Source organism: Nitratireductor sp. GZWM139 (genome assembly GCF_030068685.1).
GTDB lineage: Bacteria > Pseudomonadota > Alphaproteobacteria > Rhizobiales > Rhizobiaceae > Nitratireductor > Nitratireductor aquimarinus.
Genome location: NZ_JAMQML010000003.1, coordinates 20,842 through 43,492 on the forward strand (window position 1 = coordinate 20,842; position 22,651 = coordinate 43,492).

At 63.4% G+C, this 22,651-nt stretch carries 17 protein-coding genes, 3 pseudogenes and 1 riboswitch; of the genes and pseudogenes, 19 read left to right on the top strand and 1 reads right to left on the bottom strand.

From position 1 onward, the window contains the following. The first annotated feature begins 41 nt into the window (after window positions 1–41). The 17 genes and pseudogenes from NDI72_RS04240 to NDI72_RS04320 all read left to right on the top strand — a co-directional run bounded on the left by NDI72_RS04240 (window position 42) and on the right by NDI72_RS04320 (window position 19,534). Window positions 42–1,226: a glycoside hydrolase family protein gene (locus NDI72_RS04240; RefSeq protein WP_283799747.1), complete on the top strand. Its 1,185-nt coding sequence runs from the start codon at window positions 42–44 to the stop codon at window positions 1,224–1,226. Between the two features lie 266 nt (window positions 1,227–1,492). Further along, window positions 1,493–2,293 (top strand): transporter substrate-binding protein, encoded by an 801-nt coding sequence (locus NDI72_RS04245; protein WP_371685972.1) that lies wholly within the window; start codon window positions 1,493–1,495, stop codon window positions 2,291–2,293. A 75-nt stretch (window positions 2,294–2,368) separates the two neighbouring features. Beyond that, a complete protein-coding gene (locus NDI72_RS04250; RefSeq protein ID WP_025031477.1) occupies window positions 2,369–3,031 on the top strand; it encodes an amino acid ABC transporter permease in 663 nt (220 codons plus the stop codon). A 4-nt stretch (window positions 3,032–3,035) separates the two neighbouring features. After that, window positions 3,036–3,623 (top strand): annotated as a pseudogene (locus NDI72_RS04255) (amino acid ABC transporter permease); the annotation flags it as partial. Next, window positions 3,612–4,214, top strand: a pseudogene (locus NDI72_RS04260) (amino acid ABC transporter ATP-binding protein); the annotation flags it as partial. The pseudogenes NDI72_RS04255 and NDI72_RS04260, both read left to right, overlap by 12 nt. Window positions 4,215–4,300: 86 nt before the next feature. Continuing rightward, a pseudogene (locus tag NDI72_RS04265) lies at window positions 4,301–4,477 on the top strand (PLP-dependent aminotransferase family protein); the annotation flags it as partial. A gap of 90 nt (window positions 4,478–4,567) precedes the next feature. Beyond that, a riboswitch (cobalamin riboswitch) is annotated at window positions 4,568–4,780 on the top strand. A gap of 95 nt (window positions 4,781–4,875) precedes the next feature. After that, on the top strand, window positions 4,876–7,755 hold the full coding sequence (locus NDI72_RS04270; RefSeq protein WP_283799750.1) for a ribonucleoside-diphosphate reductase subunit alpha: 2,880 nt from the start codon (window positions 4,876–4,878) through the stop codon (window positions 7,753–7,755). 143 nt (window positions 7,756–7,898) lie between these two features. Beyond that, window positions 7,899–9,014, top strand: coding sequence for a ribonucleotide-diphosphate reductase subunit beta (locus NDI72_RS04275; protein ID WP_283799751.1), 1,116 nt, complete (start codon window positions 7,899–7,901; stop codon window positions 9,012–9,014). A 3-nt stretch (window positions 9,015–9,017) separates the two neighbouring features. Beyond that, on the top strand, window positions 9,018–9,242 hold the full coding sequence (locus NDI72_RS04280; RefSeq protein ID WP_283799752.1) for a hypothetical protein: 225 nt from the start codon (window positions 9,018–9,020) through the stop codon (window positions 9,240–9,242). A 76-nt stretch (window positions 9,243–9,318) separates the two neighbouring features. Continuing rightward, on the top strand, window positions 9,319–11,862 hold the full coding sequence (locus tag NDI72_RS04285; RefSeq protein WP_283799753.1) for a heavy metal translocating P-type ATPase: 2,544 nt from the start codon (window positions 9,319–9,321) through the stop codon (window positions 11,860–11,862). A gap of 130 nt (window positions 11,863–11,992) precedes the next feature. Then, window positions 11,993–13,075, top strand: coding sequence for a LacI family DNA-binding transcriptional regulator (locus NDI72_RS04290; protein ID WP_206544283.1), 1,083 nt, complete (start codon window positions 11,993–11,995; stop codon window positions 13,073–13,075). Window positions 13,076–13,107: 32 nt separating this feature from the next. After that, complete coding sequence (locus tag NDI72_RS04295; RefSeq protein WP_206544282.1) at window positions 13,108–14,130, top strand: polyamine ABC transporter substrate-binding protein; 1,023 nt, start codon at window positions 13,108–13,110, stop codon at window positions 14,128–14,130. 73 nt (window positions 14,131–14,203) lie between these two features. Beyond that, entirely contained in the window at window positions 14,204–15,031 is an 828-nt protein-coding gene (locus tag NDI72_RS04300) for an ABC transporter permease (RefSeq protein WP_113153071.1), read from the top strand. Then, window positions 15,028–15,807, top strand: a complete 780-nt coding sequence (locus NDI72_RS04305; protein ID WP_025030355.1) for an ABC transporter permease — start codon at window positions 15,028–15,030, stop codon at window positions 15,805–15,807. Before NDI72_RS04300 ends, NDI72_RS04305 begins: the two co-directional genes overlap by 4 nt. Further along, a complete protein-coding gene (locus NDI72_RS04310; protein ID WP_206544281.1) occupies window positions 15,800–16,825 on the top strand; it encodes an ABC transporter ATP-binding protein in 1,026 nt (341 codons plus the stop codon). The genes NDI72_RS04305 and NDI72_RS04310 overlap by 8 nt, the downstream gene beginning before the upstream one ends. A 16-nt stretch (window positions 16,826–16,841) precedes the next feature. Further along, window positions 16,842–17,759 (top strand): nucleoside hydrolase, encoded by a 918-nt coding sequence (locus tag NDI72_RS04315; RefSeq protein ID WP_283799754.1) that lies wholly within the window; start codon window positions 16,842–16,844, stop codon window positions 17,757–17,759. After that, window positions 17,756–19,534: an adenine deaminase gene (locus NDI72_RS04320; RefSeq protein WP_283799755.1), complete on the top strand. Its 1,779-nt coding sequence runs from the start codon at window positions 17,756–17,758 to the stop codon at window positions 19,532–19,534. The genes NDI72_RS04315 and NDI72_RS04320 overlap by 4 nt, the downstream gene beginning before the upstream one ends. Before the next feature lie 176 nt (window positions 19,535–19,710). Here NDI72_RS04320 and NDI72_RS04325 read toward each other — a convergent pair whose 3' ends face one another. Beyond that, window positions 19,711–20,880 (bottom strand): M20 aminoacylase family protein, encoded by a 1,170-nt coding sequence (locus NDI72_RS04325; RefSeq protein ID WP_113153068.1) that lies wholly within the window; start codon window positions 20,878–20,880, stop codon window positions 19,711–19,713. Between the two features lie 145 nt (window positions 20,881–21,025). Between NDI72_RS04325 and NDI72_RS04330 the strand changes: the two genes are divergently transcribed. After that, on the top strand, window positions 21,026–21,751 hold the full coding sequence (locus tag NDI72_RS04330; protein ID WP_206547893.1) for a phosphoribosyltransferase: 726 nt from the start codon (window positions 21,026–21,028) through the stop codon (window positions 21,749–21,751). Window positions 21,752–21,885: 134 nt separating this feature from the next. Continuing rightward, on the top strand, window positions 21,886–22,644 hold the full coding sequence (locus tag NDI72_RS04335; RefSeq protein ID WP_283799757.1) for a gamma-glutamyl-gamma-aminobutyrate hydrolase family protein: 759 nt from the start codon (window positions 21,886–21,888) through the stop codon (window positions 22,642–22,644). Window positions 22,645–22,651 lie beyond the last annotated feature (7 nt).

Sequence of the window (22,651 nt, forward strand, 5' to 3'; positions counted from 1 at the left end):
CCGGCGGCCCGATAATGTTTGATTTCAAAGGAGTGCCCGCCATGCATCTGTCGATGTGGACTTACCCCTGGGATGTTCAGGATCAGGGGCTGGAGCGGCTTGTCGCCGATCTGCGCGACCGCGCCGGGCTCAACACGGTCAGCCTCGCCACGTCCTATCACGCCGGTCGCTTTCTCCAGCCGCGCAGCCCGCATCAGAAAGCCTATTTTCCCGAGGATGGAACGGTCTATTTCGAGCCGGACGAAGCGCTCTGGGCGGACCGGGAGATCAAGCCGCTAAAGGCGCGCAATGTTGCCGAGCGTGGCGACATGCTGAAGGCGCTCACAGACGCGCGCGCACAGACCGGCATGAAAGTCTCCTGCTGGACCGTCTGCCTGCACAACACGCGTCTGGGCATGGAGCATCCAGACCACGTCACCCGCAACGCGTTCGGCAATCCGAACTATTACAATCTCTGCCCGTCCAGCCCTGCTGCCCGCGCCTATGTCACGACGCTCGTTCAGGATGTAAGCACTCGCTACCGGCCGGACATGATCGAGCTTGAAAGCCCCAACTTCATGGGCTTCGCGCACGAATATCACCACGAGAAGGACGGCGTCGGCCTCAATGCGGAGGATGATTTCCTCCTGTCGCTCTGCTTCTGCGACCATTGCATGGCGCGTGCCGGGGCGGCTGGCGTCAATGCAAAGGGCGCGCGCGAGACGGTTGGCCGCTTCATCGCAGAAATGTGCGCGCGTGAAATTCCGGAAAAGCAGTTCCCGGATTTCCCGGAAGCGGGCCTCGATGCGTTCAACGCTCATGAAGACCTGCGCGCCTACCTCGCCTGGCGCAGCGAGCCGGTCACGTCGCTGATTGCCGAGATCCGTGAGGCCGCACATCCTGAAACAAAGGTGGTCCTGATCGACCTTGCCGACGGATGGCTGGGCGGGGTCGAACTTGAAGAAGCGGCAGGGGCCTGCGATGGCGTGATCCTCTGCTGCTACTGCATGGAGCCGCAGGCCGTGAGTGCGCTATTCGAAAAAGCGCGTGGCATCGTCGGACCAGAAAAATTCCTGGGCGTCGGGCTGCGCGTCTTCTACCCGGAGATGGAAAACGGCGACGACCTTGCCGAGCGGGCGCAGGCCGCCATCGCCGCCGGTGCTGATGGTGTGAATTTCTACAATTACGGCCTGATCCCGGAAAAGCGCCTCGACTGGGTGCGCACCGCCACCGACCGCCTGGCGTAAGACAGCGCCATTTCGCGAGGTGTCAGACGCCGCCACATGTCTGTGCGCGGCGCCCGCTGGCATGCGGGTTTTCCGCATTGCCCGGGCCTGTGCAGTTTCAAAAAAGCGCTGACGGCATTCCTTGACAACAAGCCGGCTATACGGCTTGATGTGGAAGTCCACTAATATGGATATATGTCCATAATAGTGGAACTGACAAATTTGGGAAAGGGGAACTCAGCATGGCTATTCCGTTTCGCGCACATGCGCTTCTGCTCACCACCGCAATGATGGTCGCGGCCGCACCGGCGGTCGCGCAGGACAAGAGCAAGCTCGACGAGGTTCTGGAACGCGGTCACCTCGTTCTTGGCACCGGCAGCACCAACGCGCCCTGGCACTTCAAGAGCGTCGACGACAAGCTTCAGGGCTTCGATGTCGACATGGGCCGCATCATCGCCAAGTCGCTGTTCGGTGATCCCGACAAGATCGAATATGTGACGCAGTCCTCGGATGCGCGCATTCCGAACATCACCACCGGCAAGGTCGATGTCACCTGCCAGTTCATGACCGTCACCGGTGAGCGCGCCCAGCAGGTCGCCTTCACCATCCCGTATTACCGCGAGGGCGTCGGCCTCATGCTGAAGGCCGATGGTGATTATGCGGATTACGAGGCGCTCAAGGAGGCCGGTTCTTCCGTCACCGTGTCCGTTCTTCAGAATGTCTACGCGGAAGACATGGTGCACGCGGCGCTGCCCGAGGCGAGCGTCGACCAGTATGAGTCCGTCGATCTCATCTATCAGGCGCTGGAATCCGGCCGCTCTGACGCCGTCGCCACCGACCAGTCGTCGCTTGCCTGGTACATGACGCAGAACCCCGACCGTTACCGCGATGCCGGTTATGGCTGGAACCCGCAGTCCTATTCCTGCGCCGTCGCGCGCGGCGACCAGGACTGGCTCAACTTCGTCAACACCGCCCTGCATGAGGCGATGACGGGCGTTGAGTTCAACTTCTATGCGGACTCCTTCAAGACCTGGTTCGGCAAGGATCTGCAGCCGCCGCAGATCGGCTTCCCGGTCGAATACAAGTAAGCATCGCATCTGCATGAGGGCGGCGGGTGACCGGGTGCGTCATCCGCCGGCCTTCCTGCATGGCTGGGACCCGATATGGGCTATACACTCAATTTTTCCGCCGTCTGGCGCAGCTTCGATCAGCTTCTCTGGGGGCTGCTGCTCAGCCTTGAACTGGCGATTGGCGCGATCCTGATCGGCGCCGTCATCGGCCTCGTAACCGCCTTTGGCCTCATCTCCAAAAGCGGCTGGGCGCGCCGTCCGGCAGCGCTTTACGTCACGGTGATCCGCAATCTGCCGATTCTCGTTCTGATCCTGTTTTCCTATTTCGCGCTGCCGCAGATGGGTGTCCGTCTGGGCAAGATCGAAAGCTTCGTGGCAACGCTCGCCATCTATTCCGGCGCCTATCTGGCGGAGGTGTTTCGCGCGGGCCTTCTGTCCATCCCCAACGGTCTGAAGGAGGCGGGCCTCGCCATCGGTCTGACGCCGATGCAGATCCGCACCTCCATCGTCATACCGCTGATGTTCAGAAACGTGCTGCCGTCGCTTTCATCCACGCTGATCTCGCTTTTCAAGGATACGTCTCTGGCCGCAGCCATCGCGGTGCCGGAACTCACCTTCGAGGCGCGCAAGATCAATGTCGAAACCTTCCGTGTGGTCGAGACCTGGATCGTCGCTTCCTGTCTCTATGTCGCCACCTGCACGGTGCTGGCCGCGCTTATGCGCATGGTCGAGCGCCGTCTTGTGATTTCGAGGTGAGCCGATGAACGAGTTTCTCGCATTTCTCGATCAGGTCTGGCTTGCCCGTTTCGTGATCCTGCGCGGCCTTGGCCTGACCGTTTCAATCTCGCTTCTGGCCATCGCCCTGGGCTCCGTGCTGGGCGTTATGGTCGGGCTTGCGCTGACCTATGGAAACAGGCCGCTGCGTTTTGTCGTGCGCGCCTATACGGATTTCATTCGTGGCACGCCCGTGCTCGTTCTGGTGCTCGCCAGCTTCTACATCCTGTCCACGATCGGCATTGAGCTGAACGCGTTTCAGGCGGGTGTGTTTGCGCTGGCGGTCTTCTGTTCCTCGCATGTGGGTGAAATCGTGCGCGGCGCGCTGCAGGCCATTCCGGCCGGGCAGACAGAAGCGGCCAAGGCCATCGGCCTCACCTTCAGCCAGACCTTCACTTCGGTTCTGTGGCCGCAGGCGCTGCGCCAGATGCTGCCCACCTGGGTGAACACGGCTGCGGAGATGGTCAAGGCGTCCACGCTTCTGTCCGTCATCGGCGTGGCCGAGCTTCTGCTCCGCACGCAGGAGATCATCTCCCGCAATTTCATGAGCCTGGAGTTCTATTTCCTGGCCGGCCGCATCCTCATCGATGGTGAACCCATCGGCTATGAAGAGCGCAACGGCGTGCGCGTTCGCAAGAGCGAGAAGGAAATCGCCCGCCAGCGCGCGCTGACGGGCATGGCCTTCCAGCAGTTCAACCTGTTCCCGCACATGACCGCAGCATCCAATGTCATGCTCGGCCTGATCAAGGTGAAGAAGATGGCGCGCGACGAGGCGCGCAGCGTCGCGGAGAAATGGCTCGAGCGCGTCGGTCTCGGCCAGCGCGCGGATCACTACCCCGGCCAGCTGTCCGGCGGTCAGCAGCAGCGCGTGGCCATCGCCCGCGCCATCGCCATGAACCCGCGCCTCATGCTCTTTGATGAGGTAACGTCTGCGCTTGATCCCGAACTGGTGGGCGAAGTGCTTCAGGTGATCAAGGATCTGGCTGCCGATGGCATGAGCATGCTTCTGGTCACCCACGAAATGCGCTTCGCTTTCGAGGTTTCCTCCCGCGTCATCTTCATGAATCAGGGGGTAATCGGCGAGGAGGGGGATCCGAAGGTGATGTTCCTGAAGCCGCAGACCGAACGCCTTGCCGAATTCCTCAAGACGTCGAGTTTCGCCTGAGATCTTGACCAACTGCCGCCGGCGCGCCTGAGCGCCCGGCGGAAAATCTGGCGCCTGCCACGCACAGAATGATGGCGGCAGTGACCGACGGGCTGGATGCGGCCACGCTTGCCCGCCATGCGCTTGAGAGGGACGTGGTGCTCGCGCCAGGAAACGCCTTCAGCCTGTCAGGCTCCGCCTGCGGGTTCCTGCGTTTCAACGTTGCTCAATGCGACGATGAACGGATTTTTTCCGTTCTGGAGGAGATCACACGCGCGCCGTAGAGCCATGCCCAAAGCGGCGTTGCGAATAATCCAGCAGTTTGTTTCTGCTTTCCCCGGAAACAATATATTGACTTCATATATCCAGAAGATACCAACTGTAGGGGTTATGGTTCTTTCGATTCCTCGTGGGATCGGAAGTGAAAAGGGAAGCCGGTGCGCCTCTGGGCAAGGCCGGCGCTGCCCCCGCAACTGTAAGCAGCGAGCCGCTTTCACTCTGTGTCACTGATGCCCCAGCGCATCGGGAAGGCCGGAAAGCGGTGATGACCTGCGAGCCAGGAGACCTGCCATGACGAAATAAACGTCCACGGGCGGGGTGTCCCGGTGGTGCGTGTGTCGCCACGGCAATGCCGTCGCGCCGCATGTCTCCGCGCCCCCGTCCAACCGCCACGGGGGTCTACATGCCGGCGACTGAAGCACAAAACACCAATGGAACCGCCACGGTTCCGCATTCCACTGCAAACACCGAAACCGCATCGTCTGAACCGGGTTACCGCGTCATCCGCCGTAGTGGCGGCGTCACGCCGTTCGATCCCGCCAAGATCGCGGTGGCGCTGACCAAGGCGTTTCTGGCGGTTGAGGGTTCCACCGCCGCTGGCTCGCGCCGTGTCCATGAAATTGTCGAGGAGCTTGCCGTACAGATCGTGTCCGCGCTCACGCGCCGGGCCGATGCCGACCGTCTGTTCCACATCGAGGAAATTCAGGATCAGGTGGAACTCGCCCTCATGCGCGGCGAGCATCATCGGGTTGCCCGCGCCTATGTGCTCTATCGCGAGGAGCGCGCCCGCGAACGCGCCGCCGGGACGGCCAGTGTGGAAGCCCCGCAATCCGCCCTGCAGATGACGGCGGATGACGGAACGCTGGTTCCGCTGGACGAGGCGCGGCTTGCCGCAATCGTCGAAGAAGCCTGTGCCGGCCTCAAGACCGTTTCCGCCGAACCGATCCTCACGGAAACCCGCCGCAATCTCTATGACGGCATCCGTCAGGACGAGCTGTCGCTTGCGCCCATCCTTGCCGCCCGCACGCTGGTGGAGCAGGAGCCTGACTATGCGTTCGTCTCCGCGCGTCTTCTGCTCGACAAATTGCGGCGCGAGGCGCTTACCTTTGTGGCCGGCAGGTCCGAGCAGGCGACGCAGGCCGAAATGGCGGAGCGCTATGCAAGCTATTTCCCTGACTTTATCGCGAGCGGCATTGCAAGCGAGCTCATCGACCCCGAGCTTGCCCGTTTCGATCTGGCGCGCCTTGGCGCGGCGCTCAGGCCCGAGCGTGATCTGAACTTCCAGTTCCTTGGCCTCCAGACGCTCTACGACCGCTATTTCCTGCATGCCGGGGGCATTCGGTTCGAGTTGCCGCAGGCGTTCTTCATGCGTGTCGCCATGGGGCTTGCCGTGCGCGAGATCGACCGTGAGGCGCGCGCCATCGAGTTCTATGACCTTCTGTCGTCCTTCGACTTCATGGCCTCCACGCCCACCCTGTTCAATTCCGGCACGCTGCGCCCGCAGCTTTCTTCCTGCTTCCTCACCACGGTGGCTGACGATCTCGACGGCATCTTCAAGGCGGTGAAGGACAATGCGCTGCTTGCCAAATATTCCGGCGGTCTCGGCAATGACTGGACGCCGGTGCGCGGTCTCGGCGCGCATATCAAGGGCACCAATGGCGAGAGCCAGGGCGTCGTGCCGTTCCTCAAGGTCGCCAATGACACGGCCATCGCCGTCAATCAGGGCGGCAAGCGCAAGGGCGCCGTCTGCGCCTATCTGGAGAGCTGGCACATCGACATCGAGGAGTTCCTCGATCTGCGCAAGAACACGGGCGATGACCGCCGCCGCACGCACGACATGAACACGGCCAACTGGGTGCCCGACCTGTTCATGGAACGCGTCGAGGCGGACGGTTCGTGGACGCTGTTTTCGCCTGACGAGACGCCCGACCTGCACGACCTTTATGGCAAGGCGTTTCGCGCTGCCTACGAGGCCTATGAGGCAAAGGCGGAAGCCGGTGAACTGCGTGTCTTCAAGACCGTGCGCGCGGTCGATCTGTGGCGGCGCATGCTCACCATGCTGTTCGAGACCGGCCATCCCTGGATCACCTTCAAGGACCCGTGCAACATCCGTTCGCCGCAGGGCCATGTGGGTGTCGTTCATTCGTCCAATCTGTGCACGGAAATCACGCTCAATACGTCCAGGGACGAGGTGGCCGTCTGCAATCTGGGTTCGGTGAACCTCGTCAATCACATTGCCGATGGCGCGCTCGATCTGGCGCGGCTGGCGCGCACGGTCGGCACCGCCATGCGCATGCTCGACAATGTCATCGACATCAATTTCTACACCATTCCCGAGGCGCGCCATTCCAATCTGCGCCATCGCCCGGTCGGTCTCGGCCTGATGGGCTTTCAGGATGCCCTGCAAAAGCTGCGCATTCCCTATCAGAGTGAACAGGCGGTCGCCTTTGCCGATATGAGCATGGAGGCAATCGGCTATCATGCGATTGCGGCTTCGGTGGAACTTGCCGCCGAGCGCGGGCGCTATGCCAGCTTCGACGGTTCGCTCTGGTCGAAGGGCGTTCTGCCGATCGATTCCATCCGGCTTCTGGAAGAAGCGCGACCGGGCGTTGAGATGGATAGTGCGGCAACGCTTGACTGGGAGAGCCTGCGCAAGCGGGTGAAGAAAACCGGCATGCGCAATTCCAACTGCATGGCCATCGCGCCCACCGCCACCATTTCCAATATCTGCGGCGTGTCCCAGTCCATCGAGCCCGCCTACCAGAATCTGTTCGTCAAATCGAACATGTCGGGCGATTTCACCGTGGTGAACGCGGCGCTGATCCACGATCTGAAAGAGCGCGGCCTGTGGGATGAGGTCATGATGTCGGACCTCAAATATTTCGATGGGTCCGTCGGTCAGATCGACCGCGTGCCGGATGATCTGAAGGCGCTCTATGCGACCGCGTTCGAGATCGCACCCGCCTGGCTGATCGAGGCCGCCTCGCGCCGCCAGAAATGGATCGATCAGGCCCAGTCGCTCAATCTCTACATCGCCAATCCGAGCGGAAAGAAGCTGGATGAACTCTACCGGCTGGCGTGGCGTAAGGGCCTGAAGACGACCTATTACCTGCGCTCGCGCTCGGCCACCCATGTGGAGAAATCCACGCTCAAGGGAACCGACGGCAAACTCAACGCCGTCTCCGCCACGAGCGTTTCCGCCGCGCCCATCGCCATCGATCCGAACGCCGCATGGGGCAGGGCCTGCGCCATCGACGACCCCGAGTGCGAAGCCTGCCAGTAGCCCGGCCTTCGCATCTCCCGCTCCGCGCCCCAACCCTCATCGTGAGCCTGAGCCCCCTTCATCCTGAGCCCCCCCCTCATCCTGAGCCTGTCGAAGGACGAGGGGGGGGGCGCTGGATGCAAACCCAATCGGAAGACAAAAAAATGCTGAACTGGAACGAACAATCGCGGCCCGCCGCTGCCGCAAATCCTGCCGCTGACGAGGCCGACGCCACGGGCCTCGGCGAGATCGAGCGCGGGGCGGCCCGCGTCTCGGTGGATGACAAGCGCATGATCAACGCCCGTGCCGACGTCAACCAGCTCCTGCCGCTCAAATATCGCTGGGCCTGGGAGAAATATCTCGCCGGCTGCAACAATCACTGGATGCCCACCGAGGTCTCCATGCAGGCCGACATTGCGCTCTGGAAGTCGCGCGATGGCCTGACCGAAGACGAGCGGCGCATGATCAAGCGCAATCTCGGTTTCTTCGCCGCCTCCGAATCCCTTGTCGCCAACAACATCGTTCTGGCGATCTACCGGCACCTCACCAATCCCGAATGCCGGCAATATCTGCTGCGTCAGGCCTTCGAGGAGGCGATCCACACGCACACTTTCCAGTACATCGTGGAAAGCCTGTCGCTGGACGAGGGCGAGCTGTTCAACATGTATCGCGAAGTGCCCTCCATCACCGACAAGGCGGCATGGGCGCTCGACTTCACGCAGCATCTGGACGATCCCGAATTCAGGACCGGCACGCCGGAGGCCGATCAGGCGTTCCTGCGTGACCTCGTGGCCTTCTACGTCATCTTCGAGGGCATGTGGTTCTACACCGGCTTCGCACAGATCCTGTCGCTTGGCCGCCGCAACAAGATGGTCGGCGTCGCCGAGCAGTATCAATACATCCTGCGCGATGAATCGATCCATCTGAACTTCGGCATCGACGTCATCAACCAGATCCGCATCGAGAACCCGCATCTTTGGACGCCCGCCTTTCAGGACGAGGTGCGGGGCATGATCGTGCATGCCGCCGAACTGGAAGCATCCTACGGGCGGGATACGATGCCGCGCGGCTTTCTCGGTCTCAACGCGGCGCTGTGCGAGCAGTACATGCACTTCATCGCAAACCGCCGCTGCGCCCAGCTCGGTCTGGCTCCGGTCTTCGCCGAAACCGAAAACCCGTTCCCGTGGATGAGCGAGGCGATGGACCTGAAGAAGGAGAAGAACTTCTTCGAGACCCGCGTCATCGAATATCAGAACGGCGGCGCGCTGAGCTGGGACTGATTGATGGCGTATGACGCAACCAGAATGAAGCTGTTGCGCGCGGGGTCGATCCCCGCGCAGCAGCGCGCTTTCATGGAGTGGCTTTTGAGCCTCCCGCCTCATGCCGATATCGAATATGCGGCGCGCCGTCAGCTTGCCGAGATCGACAGGCGGCTGCCGAACCATCCGGAAGTGCAGTATCTGCGCCTGCTCCTGAGCGCCTTTTCCGGCTCCAAAACGATGCAGTGATATTCTCACTTGACCTTCCATTGACTGGAAGGTTTAGAAGCGCAATCCTGAACAATAGTCATTCAGGGTGAAAGCGATGAATACCCTTCCTGCCGGCACGTCTTCGGCCAATGTAAAACGCTTCCGCATCGAGGGGCTGAGCTGCGCTTCCTGCGTCAAACGCGCGGAGAAGGCGATTGCCGCCGTCGATGGCGTTGAAAGCGCCTCGGTCAATCTGGCGACCGAGACGGCCGATGTGGCGGTGCATCCCGGCGTTGATTTTTCCAGCATCGTCAGTGCGGTGGAACGTGCCGGCTATGGCGTGCCGGAGAGCCATCTCGATATCGGCATCGAGGGCATGACCTGCGCATCCTGCGTGCGGCGTGTGGAGCAGGCGATTGCCGCCGTGCCCGGCGTTTCAAAGGTCGCGGTGAACCTCGCCACCGAAAGCGCATCCGTCGAACTTCTGAACGATGAAGCGCGCCGCGGCGTTGAAGAGGCGATCCGCAAGTCCGGTTACACGCCGGTTGCCCGTTCCGATGGCGCTGCCGCCCGTGATGCGCATGAGGAGGCAAAGGCCGCCGAGTTTCGTTCGCTCAAGCGCGATTTCACGCTGGCTGCAATCTTCACCCTTCCGATCTTCATTCTCGAGATGGGCAGCCATTTCATACCGGGCATGCATGCCTGGCTGATGGGGATCGCCGACCGCAAGACGCTTTACCTCCTCTATTTCGTGCTGGCGACCATCGTGCAGTTCGGGCCGGGCCTGCGCTTTTATCGCAAGGGCTTCCCGGCGCTGATGCGCTTTGCGCCGGACATGAACTCGCTTGTCATGCTCGGTTCCACCGCTGCCTGGGCCTATTCGGTCGTGGCGACTTTCGCGCCCGGCGTTCTCCCGTCCGGCACGGTCAACGTCTATTTCGAGGCGTCCGCCGTCATCGTCACGCTCATCCTGCTCGGCCGGCTTCTGGAGGCGCGCGCCAAGGGCCGCACCGGCGAAGCCATCAAGCGGCTGATGGGTCTGCGCGCCAAAAGCGCGCGCGTTCTCCGCGACGATGCCTTTGTCGAGGTGCCGCTTGAGGACGTGGTTGTGGGCGACCGGCTTCAGGTGCGCCCCGGCGACAAGGTGCCGGTCGACGGTCTGGTCGAAAGCGGTTCTTCCTATGTCGATGAAGCCATGATCTCCGGCGAGCCGGTGCCTGTCTCCAAGGCCGAAGGCGACGAGGTGATCGGCGGAACGATCAACAAGACCGGCAGCTTCGTCTACCGCGCCACCAAGGTCGGCTCCGACACGGTGCTGGCGCAGATCATCCGCATGGTTGAAAACGCGCAAGGGGCCAAGCTGCCCATTCAGGCGGTGGTCGACCGGGTCACGGCCTGGTTCGTGCCGGCCGTGATGCTTGCCGCAGCACTCACCTTCGTCGTGTGGATGGTGTTCGGTCCCGATCCCGCATTCGCCTTCGCGCTGGTCAATGCGGTCGCGGTGCTCATCATCGCCTGCCCGTGCGCCATGGGGCTCGCCACGCCCACCTCCATCATGGTCGGCACCGGCCGCGCTGCACAGCTCGGCGTTCTGTTCCGCAATGGCGAGGCGCTGCAGAGCCTGCGCAACACAAGTGTCGTCGCCTTCGACAAGACCGGCACGCTGACGCTCGGTCGCCCCGCACTCACCGATTTCGTGATGCAGAATGGGTTCGAGCGCGCCGATATCCTTTCGCTCGTAGCATCGGCGGAAGCCATGTCCGAACACCCGGTGGCAGAAGCCATTGTCGAGGCCGCACGCGCCGAAGGGCTCACCCTCAAGCCGGTCGCCGCGTTCGATGCGGTTCCGGGCTTCGGCATCGCAGCCACCGTTGACGGTCGCAAACTCCACATCGGTGCGGACCGCTACATGCGCCAGCAGGGTGTCGAGATCGGCAGCGCATCCGCCGATGCCGACAGGCTCGCAACCGACGCCAAGACGCCGCTTTATGCGGCGGTCGATGGTCGGCTTGCCGCCGTGGTCGCCGTTGCCGATCCGGTCAAGGAATCGACGCCGCGCGCCATCGCTGCACTGCATGCGCTGGGGCTCGAAGTGGCCATGATCACCGGCGACAACCGCCACACCGCCGAAGCCATTGCCGCAAAGCTGGGCATCGACCGGGTCGAGGCGGAGGTTCTTCCCGAGGGCAAGGTCGAGGCGCTCAAGCGCCTGCGCAGTCTGGCAGGTCCGGTCTCCTTCGTCGGTGACGGCATCAACGATGCTCCTGCACTGGCAGAAGCCGATGTCGGCATCGCCATCGGCACCGGAACGGATGTCGCCATCGAAAGCGCCGACGTGGTTCTCATGGCGGGCGATGTGACCGGTGTTGCCAATGCAATCGGCCTCTCGCAGGCGACCATGACCAACATCAGGCAGAACCTGTTCTGGGCCTTCGCCTACAATGTGAGTCTCATTCCGGTTGCTGCCGGCGTGCTATATCCGGCCACGGGCACGCTCCTGTCGCCCATGCTCGCTGCCGGTGCGATGGCGCTCTCCAGTGTCTTCGTGCTGGGCAATGCCCTGCGCCTCAAGCGCTTTCAGGCGCCGCTTCCTGCCCGGTCCGCCGGGCAGGAGGGAGCGCAGGTCGGCGAGGCGAGGGCGGTCACGGCGTCCGCCTGATCGCCATAGCGGTCATGATACTGATATGTCCTGACTGCTATTTCTGGGGATTTTCAAAATCCGATTCGACATGATGGTTCTTGCCGGGCATAATGCTTAAACGCTTAACCTTCATTTGAATCGGGCTTTGATGGCTTCTCGCGCCAATCTATCCGATATTGCCAAAGCTCTTGGCGTATCGGTTGCGACCGTTTCAAACGCGATGTCCGGAAAGGGCCGCGTGTCGAAGGAGCTCGGCCGGGCGATCCGCGAAAAGGCAAAGGAGCTGGGCTATGTGCCCAGCCTTGCAGGCCGGGCGCTGAGCACCGGGCGCAGCCATGTGCTCGGCCTCGTTCTGGCCGATATCGGTCACCCGCTCTTTCCCCAGTTTGCGCAGGCCATCGAGCACGCCGCCTCCGAGGCCGGCTATGGCGTTCTCATCGGCGACAGTCGCGGCGATATCGAAGCCCAGTCCCGCGCCATCAACCGGCTGATCGAGCGCGGCGCGGATGGCATCGTCGTCGTCCCGCGCCACGGCACCTGCATTGCCGATATTGGCCGTCCCGTTGCGGTCATCGATTCCCCTTCCACGCCGGGCAACACGGTCGCCGCAGATCACCGCAATGGCGGCCTCGAAATGGGCCGGCACCTGCTGGAGCTCGGCCACCGCTCCGTGGCGATCATCGGCCTTCATTCCGATTCCAACGTTCAGAACGACCGCATTGCCGGCATTCGCGAAGCCTTCGCCGGCAAGGGCGAAGCCCGCCTGATCTGGATCGGCGAAATGGAACGCAGCCATGGTTCCGGCTGCCCGCTCGGTCTTGTGGGTCTGGTGGAGGAGGGCGTTACGGCCTTCGCCGCCGTGTCCGATCTTCATGCCCTGCGCGCCATCACCGAGCTGCAGCAGGGCGGCGTCTCCATTCCCGACGATGTCAGCGTCACCGGTTTTGACGATCTCATCTGGGCCGGCGTCATCGCGCCGAGCCTCACCACCATGCGCATGGATATGGAGCGCATTGCCGAGATCGCCATTGCCGACCTCATTTCCCAGATCGACCAAGGCGGCGCGCGCGATGCGTCGTCCGATCTGCCGGCCCTTAAGGGCCAGAGTTCCATCCCGATGGAGCTCATCATACGCCAGTCAAGCGGCCCGGTGTTGGGTCGGGCCGCTCCTGGTGACAGGACGTCGGTCCATCGCTGGCCCGCGTCATCATCCGCCACGGACCCAGTCTAGAAAAGCACCACCAGAGAAGGAAGCGATTAGACATGTTCAAGAAACTCATGGCCTCCGGCGTCGCGCTGGCCGCACTCAGCGGCGCAGCACAGGCAGCCGACAAGACCCTCGTCATCTCCGTCTATGGTTTCGCCCAGGACGCCTTCAAGGAGATCGTCTACGATCCGTTCGAGGCCCAGTGCGGCTGTGAGCTGGTGGTCGAGACCGGCAACTCCGTGGAGCGTCTGGCAAAGCTGGAAGCCCGCAAGGACGATCCGGAAATCGACATGGCCGTCATGTCCACGCACGACGCGCTTTCGGCATCGCGCAAGGGCATCACCCAGTCCATCGACGTCAGCCGCCTGTCGAACTACGACAAGCTCTATGACATCGCCAAGGACCCGCTCGGCGACAATCTGGCTGTCGGCTACACCTTCTACGCCACCTCCATCGCCTACCGCGCCGACGAGGTGACGATTGAAAGCTGGGCCGACCTGTTCCAGGACAAGCTGAAGGGCCGCGTTGCGTTCCCGAATGTCAGCACCAATCAGGGCCCGCCCGCGCTCTACATGGTCGGCAAGGCCATCGGTGACGATTCCGCAGACCTGAAGGCCGCCATTGCCGAAGTCGCCAAGAACAAGGACGACATCGTCACCTTCTACGAGCGTTCCTCGCAGGTCGCACAGCTCATGCAGCAGGAAGAGATCCTGGCAGCACCCATTGGCCGTTTTGCCTGGGGCGCATACGCCAAGATGGGCTTCGACATGGCCTGGGCCACCCCGAAGGAAGGCCAGACCGGCGGCATGAACGTCATGATCCTGACCAAGGGCGCGAAGAACGAAGATCTCGCCTATGAGTTCATGGATTTCTGGCTCTCCACCGAGGTCCAGACCAAGCTTGCCGAGGCGCTGGTGGACAGCCCCGCCAATTCGGAAGTGAAGGTCTCCGAGGAGATCGCCGAAAACCTCACCTATGGCGCCGAGACCGTTGAGAGCCTTCAGCTGCTCGACCCGGCTGTCATCCTCGACAACCGCGAGACCTGGCTCTCGGAGTGGAATGCTCAGATCGGCCAGTAAGCCGATACGCTGATGCGATGGTCCGGGGGCGGGTGGAGGACCCGCCCCTGAACCCAACACAAGGTTCCAACACATGTTTCAGAATCGGATGGAAGGACTGGCGCTGGCGTTGCCTGCGGCGGTCTTCGCGGCGATCGTTTTTCTCGTTCCCGTGGGCATCCTGCTTTCCGAGGGCTTTCGCGCCGAGGGAAGCTGGACCCTGGCGTCCTATGCCAGCTTCTTTGAAAGCGACCTGAACCGCACCGTCTTCTGGCGCACGCTGAAGCTCGGCGCGATCGTGACTGCCGTGTCGGCGGTCATCGGCTATGCCACGGCCTATTCCATCGTCACGCTGCCGCCCACCGCGCGTGGCCGCATGATCGGCCTCGTCGTCATGCCGCTGATGATTTCGCCCGTCGCCCGCACCTATGCCTGGATCGTCATTCTGGGCCGCACCGGCTTCGTCAACGAAACCATTGTCTGGCTCGGTCTTTCCGACACGCCCATCCGGTTCCTGTTCACCGAGACGGCCGTCTTCATCGGTCTTCTGCAGCTCTTCCTGCCGCTCATGATCCTGTCGCTCATCAGTGCGCTGGAAAACATGCCCAAGGATGCCGTACCCGCAGCGCGCGTTCTGGGGGCAAACTGGCTGCAGGTCTTCGTCAAGGTCATCCTTCCGCTGACCAAGGAAGGGCTCGTCATCGGCGGCACGCTGGTCTTCACCGGCTCGCTCACGGCCTACATCACCCCCGCCATTCTCGGTGGCTCCAAGGTGCTGATGCTGGAAACGCTGCTCTATCAGCGCGTCACCGTCGCCAATGACTTCGCCTCGGCAAGCATCATCGCCATGATCCTCATGGTCATGAGCTTTTCCGCCAACCTGCTTCTGAAACGCCTGGCCACCGCGAGGAACAAGCGATGACCTCCCGCCTTCTGTCCTACGTCACGCTGACGCTCGTCCTCATCTTCCTGCTCGGGCCGTTCGTCATCATCGTCGCGGCGGCCCTTTCGGGCGGCGAAACGCTCGCCTTCCCGCCACAGGGCCTGTCGCTCAAATGGGTGATGAAAGTGTTCGAGGTGGAGAGTTTCAGGGCAAGCTTCGCGCTTTCCATGTTCCTCGCCATCTTTGGCACGCTCGCTGCACTCGTGCTTGGCGTGCCGGTGGCCTATGCCGCCTCGCGCTATCGTCTGCCTTTCGGCGAGACCATCCGCACCATCGTCTCCGCGCCGATCATCGTGCCGGGCATCATCGTCGGTCTGGCGCTGCTGCGCTATCTGGTGATCCCGCTTGATGTCAGCGTCGGCGTGGCGCTGTTCATCGCCCACACGGCGCTGATCCTGCCCTATGCGGTGCGCGTGGTTTCGGCCTCGCTCGACAATCTGCGCAGCGACATCGAGGAGGCTGCGGTCATCCTCGGCTCTTCGCGGGTCGCCACTTTCTTCCGGATCGTGCTGCCCAACATTCAGAGCGGCATTCTGGCGGCCTTCATTCTGGGCTTCGTCACCAGCTTCAATCAGGTGCCGGTGTCGCTCTTCCTTTCAGGACCGGGCGTGCGCACGCTGCCCATCGACATGATCTGGTACATGGAAATCACCTATGATCCGTCGGTGGCCGCTCTTGCCGCGCTGCTCGCCTTCCTCTCCATTTCCATCGTTTTCCTCGCGGAACGTTTCCTGGGGTTCTCCCGCTATGTCTGATGAAACCTATCTCGATCTGAGCAATCTGACGCTCGCCTACGGCAAGACCGTCGCGGTCGAAAGCCTCAACCTGTCCATCCGCAAGGGCGAGCTGATTGCACTGCTCGGCCCCTCCGGTTGCGGCAAGACCACCACCATGCGCGCCATCACCGGCCTTCTGCGTCCGGCGTCCGGCAAGATCACGCTGGATGGCGCGGACATCACCTATGTGCCGGCCAACAAGCGTCATGTCGGTCTGGTGTTCCAGTCCTACGCGCTGTTCCCGCACCTGACCGTGTTCGAGAACGTCGCCTTCGGCCTGCGCCTGAAAAAGCTTCCCACGGTGGAGATCAACCAGCGGGTCGAGGCCGGCCTCGCCATGGTCGGACTTTCCAAGTTCCACAGCCGCAAGCCGGCGGAACTCTCAGGCGGTCAGCAGCAGCGCGTTGCGCTTGCCCGCTCGCTGGTCATGGAGCCCAAGGTTCTGCTGCTCGATGAGCCGCTGTCCAACCTTGATGCGCGCCTGCGTCTGGAAATGCGCACCGAGCTGCAGCGCGTTCAGCGCGAGAGCGGCGTCACCATGGTCTTCGTCACGCATGACCAGAACGAGGCGCTGGCGCTGGCCGACCGCATCGTCGTCATGAAGGAAGGCGCAATCGAGCAGGTCGGTTCGCCCGAGGATGTCTACAACCGGCCGCAGTCCCGCTTCGTCGCGGACTTCGTCGGCTTCGAGAACATCTTCCCGGTGGAAGGCGACGGCATTCGCACCGAAGCCGGCGCGATGCAGCTTTCCGCAAAGCCCGCCGCCGGCGCATCCGGTCTTGCCTGGCGTCCCAACATGGTGACCCTCGGCGAGGGGCGCTTTGAGGGCGAGGTGCTTGGCGCTGCCTTTGCCGGCGGCTCGCGTGAATACCTTCTGAAGAGCCCGCTCGGCCCCATCAAGGCCGAGATGGATGCCGCCGCACCCGCTTTCGAGCCGGGCAGCCGGGTCGCCTTCGACCTGCCGCCGGAACGCGCTGCCGTTCTCGAACGCATGTAGAAAGGGAGTGTCCGCCTTGGTCTGGATCGACACGGATATGGGCTTCGACGACATTCTGGCGGTGATGATGGTCGCCGCCTCGTCGAAGCCGGTCGCTGGCGTCTCGCTGGTGTTCGGCAACGCGCCGATGGATGCGGTGCGCGCCAATGCCGCCGGAGCCGCATCGCTGCTTGGCTGGCGGTTCCCGATCCACACCGGCGCGGAACGGGCGATCCTGGGCGGGGTGGAAACCCCCGCCCATGTTCTCGGCCCCACCGGCATTCCGACCCGTGGGCGCAGCCTTCCTCAAGCCGAGGCGCTGCCGCGCACCGATGCGCTTGCGGCCCTGACTGCATGGCTTGAAGGGCTTGATGCGCCGGGCGAGATCCTGGCGCTCGGGCCGCTCACCAACATCGCGATCCTGTCGCTCGCCCGCCCGGATCTGCTTTCAAAGATTGAGAGCGTGACCTGGATGGGCGGCGGCGCAACGCGCGGCAATCACACGGCGTCCGCCGAGTTCAACGCCTTCGCTGATCCCGAGGCCGTCGCCATCGTTCTGGCAAGCGGCATTTCGCTGCGCGTCGCCGATCTCGACCTGTGCCGCCAGGTACTCGTCGGTCCCGAAGATGTCGATGTCGTGCGCGCCGCCGGCACGCCGCCTGGCGACGTTCTGGCCGATCTTCTTGGCGCTTATGTCGACATCGCGCTCACGCGCGGCCGTCCCGCCATGGCGCTTTACGATCCCACCGCCGCCGCCGCCTTCGTCGCGCCTGACGCCTTCGTCTTCGAAGAAGCGGAGGTGACAATGGAGCTTGCCGGCGCACACACGCGCGGCCGCACCATTGTCGACCAGCGCCCGCATGTGAAACCCAACGCCCTGTGGGGCATGCGCGCCGATGCCGCCCGCGTTCGCGCGCTGGCGCTCGACGCCCTCGTGGAGGCTGCCCGCTCATGACCGTCGAACCCCGCGATCTCGACAATGCCGCCCTGCGCGACCGCGCCGTTGCAGCCGCACGCGGCGATGCGCCGTTTGATCTTCTCATTCGCGGCGGCACGCTGCTCGATGCGGTGACCGGCGAACTGCGCCCCGCCGATATCGGCATTGTCGGCGCGCTCATCGCCAGCGTCCACGAACGGGGCGCGCGCGACGACGCCGCCGAGATTATCGAGGCGGAAGGGCTCACCATCACGCCCGGCCTGATCGACATGCACATGCATGTGGAAAGCTCCATGATCACGCCTGCCGCTTATGCAGAGGCCGTCCTGCCGCGCGGCGTCACCACCGTTCAGTGGGACCCGCACGAATTCGCCAATGTGCACGGGCTCGACGGCGTTTCATGGGCGCTGGAGGCGGCAGCCGGTCTGCCGCTGCGCATGATCGTGCTCGCGCCGTCCTGCGTTCCCGCAGCACCGGGTTTTGAAATGTCCGCCGCCGATTTCGGCGGAGCCGAGCTTGCCGACATGCTGGCGCGTCCTGGCATTGGCGGCGTTGCCGAGGTCATGAACATGCGCGGCGTCATCGACCGCACCGCGCCCATGCGCGATGTGGTGCAGGCCGGCCTTGAAAGCGGCAAGCCCGTCTTCGGCCACGCCCGCAGCCTCGCAGGCGCAGACCTCAACGCCTTCATGGCCGCCGGCGTCAGCTCCGATCACGAACTCGTCTCCGGCGATGATCTGATGGCCAAGCTGCGCGCCGGCCTCGCCATCGAGATGCGCGGCTCGCACGACCACCTCCTGCCGGAATTCGTCGAAGCGCTGAACGCGCTCGGGCGGCTGCCTTCCACGGTCACGCTGTGCACCGACGACGTGTTTCCCGACTCGCTTCTGAACGAAGGCGGGCTTGACGATGTGGTGCGCCGCCTGGTGCGCTACGGCATGCCGGCGAGCTGGGCCATTCAGGCCGCAACGCTCAATGCCGCGCACCGGCTCGCGCGCCCCGATCTCGGCCTTGTCGCCGCCGGTCGCCGCGCCGACATCGCGCTGTTTGACGATCTGGAGAATTTCCGCGCCGCCGCCGTCATCGCCAATGGCGTTGTGGTCGCGCGCGATGGCGCTTTGACCGCCCCGGTGAAGGCGCATTCCACCGCACCGCTCAAAGGCTCGATCAAATGCCCCGCCTTCACGCCGGATGATTTTCGCGTCCGGGCGGAAGGGGAGCGTGTCCGCGTCGCCACCATTCACCGGCCCCGCTTCACCGAGTGGGGCGAGGCCGAAACAACGGTGCGCGATGGCTTCGTCGTGCCGCCCGAGGGCGCGACGCTGATCAGCGTCATCCACCGTCATGGCCGCGCGCCGGCGATTCCCCGTGTGGGCTATCTCACCGGCTGGGGGGCGTGGCGTGGCGCGTTCTGCACCACGGTTTCCCATGACAGCCACAACGTCACGGTCTTCGGCGGCAATGAGGAAGATGTGGCGGCAGCGGCCAACTGGGTGATCGAGGCTGGCGGCGGCATGGCCGTTGCGCAGGGCGGTCGCATCGTCGCCTCTTTGGCGCTGCCCCTGTCGGGCCTCGTTTCCGATGAGCCGCTGGCCGATGTGGCGGCGGGCTTTGCGGCCCTGCGCTCCGCCATGGACGGCATTGTCGACTGGGAGCCGCCCTATCTGGTGTTCAAGGCCTGTTTCGGCGCGACGCTCGCCTGCAATGCCGGCCCACACCAGACCGATCTCGGCATTGCCGACAATGCCCGCCCCGCCGTTCTGGAAACGCCGGTTCTCGAGGTTCTGGGATAGGTTTTAGAAGTCGGCGCTCGCCCCTCATCCTCACCTTCTCCCCGTGAACGGGGAGAAGGGGGCATAGAAGCCGCATCTTGGTTTTTGAGCGAGAGAAAATCCGCGCTTTCCTTCTCTCCGCAGGCGGGGAGAAGGTGCCGGCAGGCGGATGAGGGGCGCGCGCCCCACATCAAAAATCAGGCCGCCAGTTCCTGCTCCACCAGCGTCGTCCAGAACTTCACGCCGGTGCCGATTGCCCCGTCATTGAAGTCATAAGCCGTGTTGTGGTGCAGCGCGCCATCCACGGCCGGTCCATTGCCGAGCCACACATAGGCCCCCGGCACGTCCTGCGAGAAGAAGGCGAAGTCGTCGCCCGCCGTCGAGGGCGGAAAGTCGGTGCGCACCTTGTCGCCGCACACGGCCTGCGCCGCCGCCAGCGCGCGCGCCGTCGCATCCGCATTGTTCACCACGGGCGGAATGCGGCGGATGAAGCGGTATTCCGCCTCGATGCCGAACATCGCAGCAACACCATTCGCAAGCCGGCCGATCTCTTCTTCCAGCTGGTCGCGCACACGCGGCGTGTAGGCGCGGGCGGTTCCTGCAATGTCGATGAAATCGGGGATCACGTTGAGCGCATTGGGATCGCCCGCCTGCACCGAGCAGGCGCTCACCACGGCTGGCTGCAACGGGTCCACCACGCGGCCGACAATCGTCTGCAGGCTTGCGAGAAAATGTCCGCCCGCCGTCACCGGGTCCTTGCCCAGATGCGGTTTTGCGCCATGGGTGCCGACGCCGCGAAAACGCACTTGCCAGCTGTCGGAGGAGGCAAGCTGCGGGCCGGCCACCACGGCCATCTCGTCGGTGTCGAGGCCGGGCATGTTGTGCAGGCCATAGACCGCATCGCAGGGAAACATCTCGAACAGGCCGTCTTCCACCATGCGCTTTGCGCCACCACGGCCTTCTTCCGCCGGCTGAAAGATGAAGTGCACCGTGCCGGAGAAATTGCGTGTCCGCGCCAGTTCGCGCGCCGCGCCCAGAAGCAGCGTCGTGTGTCCGTCATGCCCGCAGGCATGCATCTTGCCGGGCACGGTCGATTTGTAGGGGCGGTCGGCGGTTTCGGGCATGGCGAGCGCGTCCATGTCCGCGCGCAGGCCGATCGTGCGCGGCCCATTGCCCACCGTCAGCGTGCCCACCACGCCGGTGCCGCCAAGGCCGCGATGCACCTTCATGCCGGTCTCTGTCAGATGCTCGGCGACAATCTGGCTGGTCCGCTCTTCCTCGAAGCCCAGCTCGGGATGTGCGTGCAGATCGCGCCGCAATGCGACGAGAAAATCCATCTCCGCGCGAACATCCTCGTTAACAGCCATCAATACGCCCTTTCCATTTATGCGTCTGCCCGGATAAAAGGTGCCTTCCGCAACAAGGCGGCCGGCGTGGAGATATACGCTCTGTCCGGGAACAGAAATCCAGGTGAAAACAGCTCATTCTTAACGCGGGGCCTTTCGGCAGACAATGACGCATTCCGATTTCCAGATCGATCCCCAGGCATTCTGGCAGGAGCTCGAACCGGCAGGAACCTACGAGCGCGCCCCGCGCGGCGGCCATAAGGGGTTCTTCCCCGCAGAGCTGCCCGATGGGCGTCAGCTCGGACTCCCGATCCGCGTTCTTTCAGGCGGGGAGCGGGCGCTGGCTTCGCTGATCGTCAACCAGGCGAGCTTCTCCGTCTCCGACGCGCTGGCGAAGGCGCTCGCTGAAAAGGCGTCCGCCTTCAGACCGGATGTTGTCGTCGGTCTGCCCACTCTCGGTCTGACGCTCGCCTCGCAGGTCGCCCGCGCACTCGGTCACAGCCGCTATGTGCCGCTCAGCACGTCGCGCAAGTTCTGGTACGAGGAAGAGCGCTCGGTTCCGCTGCGCTCCGTCACCAGCCCCGATCAGCAGAAGCGCCTTTATGTGGACCCCCGCATGCTGCCCCTCATCGAAGGGCGCCGCGTGCTTCTGGTGGATGATGTCATCAGCACCGGCAGCTCCATTCTCGCCGGTCTGAAACTCCTCAAACTGTGCAATATCGAGCCCGTCGCCGTCGGTGCGGCCATGTTGCAGACGCGCCGCTGGCGCGAGGCGCTTTCGGCCGAGAGCGATGGCATCTGCGACCGCGTTGTCGGTGTGTTCGAAACGCCGGCCCTTGCGCCAACGCCCGAAGGCGGGTGGCTGCCGGAACAACCGGCTGCGACCGAATAGCGGGTTGATTTATTTCTGGACTGGTCGTTTGGTCCAGAAGCTTTTCGCGGCTGTCTTATTCTCGTAGCGTTGTCCGGGGCGTTATGAGCCTCGCCGCTATTTGCCGTTTTCCAGTTCCCGAAAGGAAGAAATTCATGTCCGCTTTGCCTGTCATCGGCGTCATCGCCTGCACCCGCGCGGTGGAGGGAGAGAATGCCCAGATCGTCAAGGAGCGTTACCTGAACGCCGTGCGGCAGCACGCGGACGCGCTGCCTCTCATCCTTCCCAGCAATCTCGATGCGGATGATGTTGCAGCACTCCTGCCCAGAATGGATGCCCTGCTTCTGACTGGCAGCAATTCCAACATCTCGCCCGCACGCTATCGCTCGCCCCATGCGCAGCGCGGCATGCTGGATGCTGCGCGTGACAGCGCAACCGCGCGTCTCATCGATGCAGCGGTAGAAGGCGGCACGCCGCTGTTCGGCATCTGCCGTGGCCTTCAGGAAATCAATGTCGCTTTTGGCGGCACGCTTGTCGACGAGCGTGATGCCGGCACGCCGGAGTTCTCGCACCATGCGCCTGATGGCGTCGATCTCGATGCCATGTTCGCCTATGGGCATGACGCCGAGGTGGTTCCGGGTGCGGCCTATGAGAAGGCGCTCGCCGTCTCCGGTCCCCTGAAGATCAACAGCGTTCACTATCAGCGCATTGGTGAGCTGGGCGAGGGGCTTTCCGCCGCCGTTCGTTCACATGACGGTGTTGTCGAGGCTGTCGCAGCCGCCGGGACAAAGGCTCCGGTCTTCGCCGTGCAGTGGCATCCCGAGTGGGAAGCGGAAAAACGGCCGCATGATCTGGCGTTTTGGCGTTACGTCGGAGAGGCGGCGCGTCGTGCGGCGGGATTGTCACAGGCGTAAGCGCGCT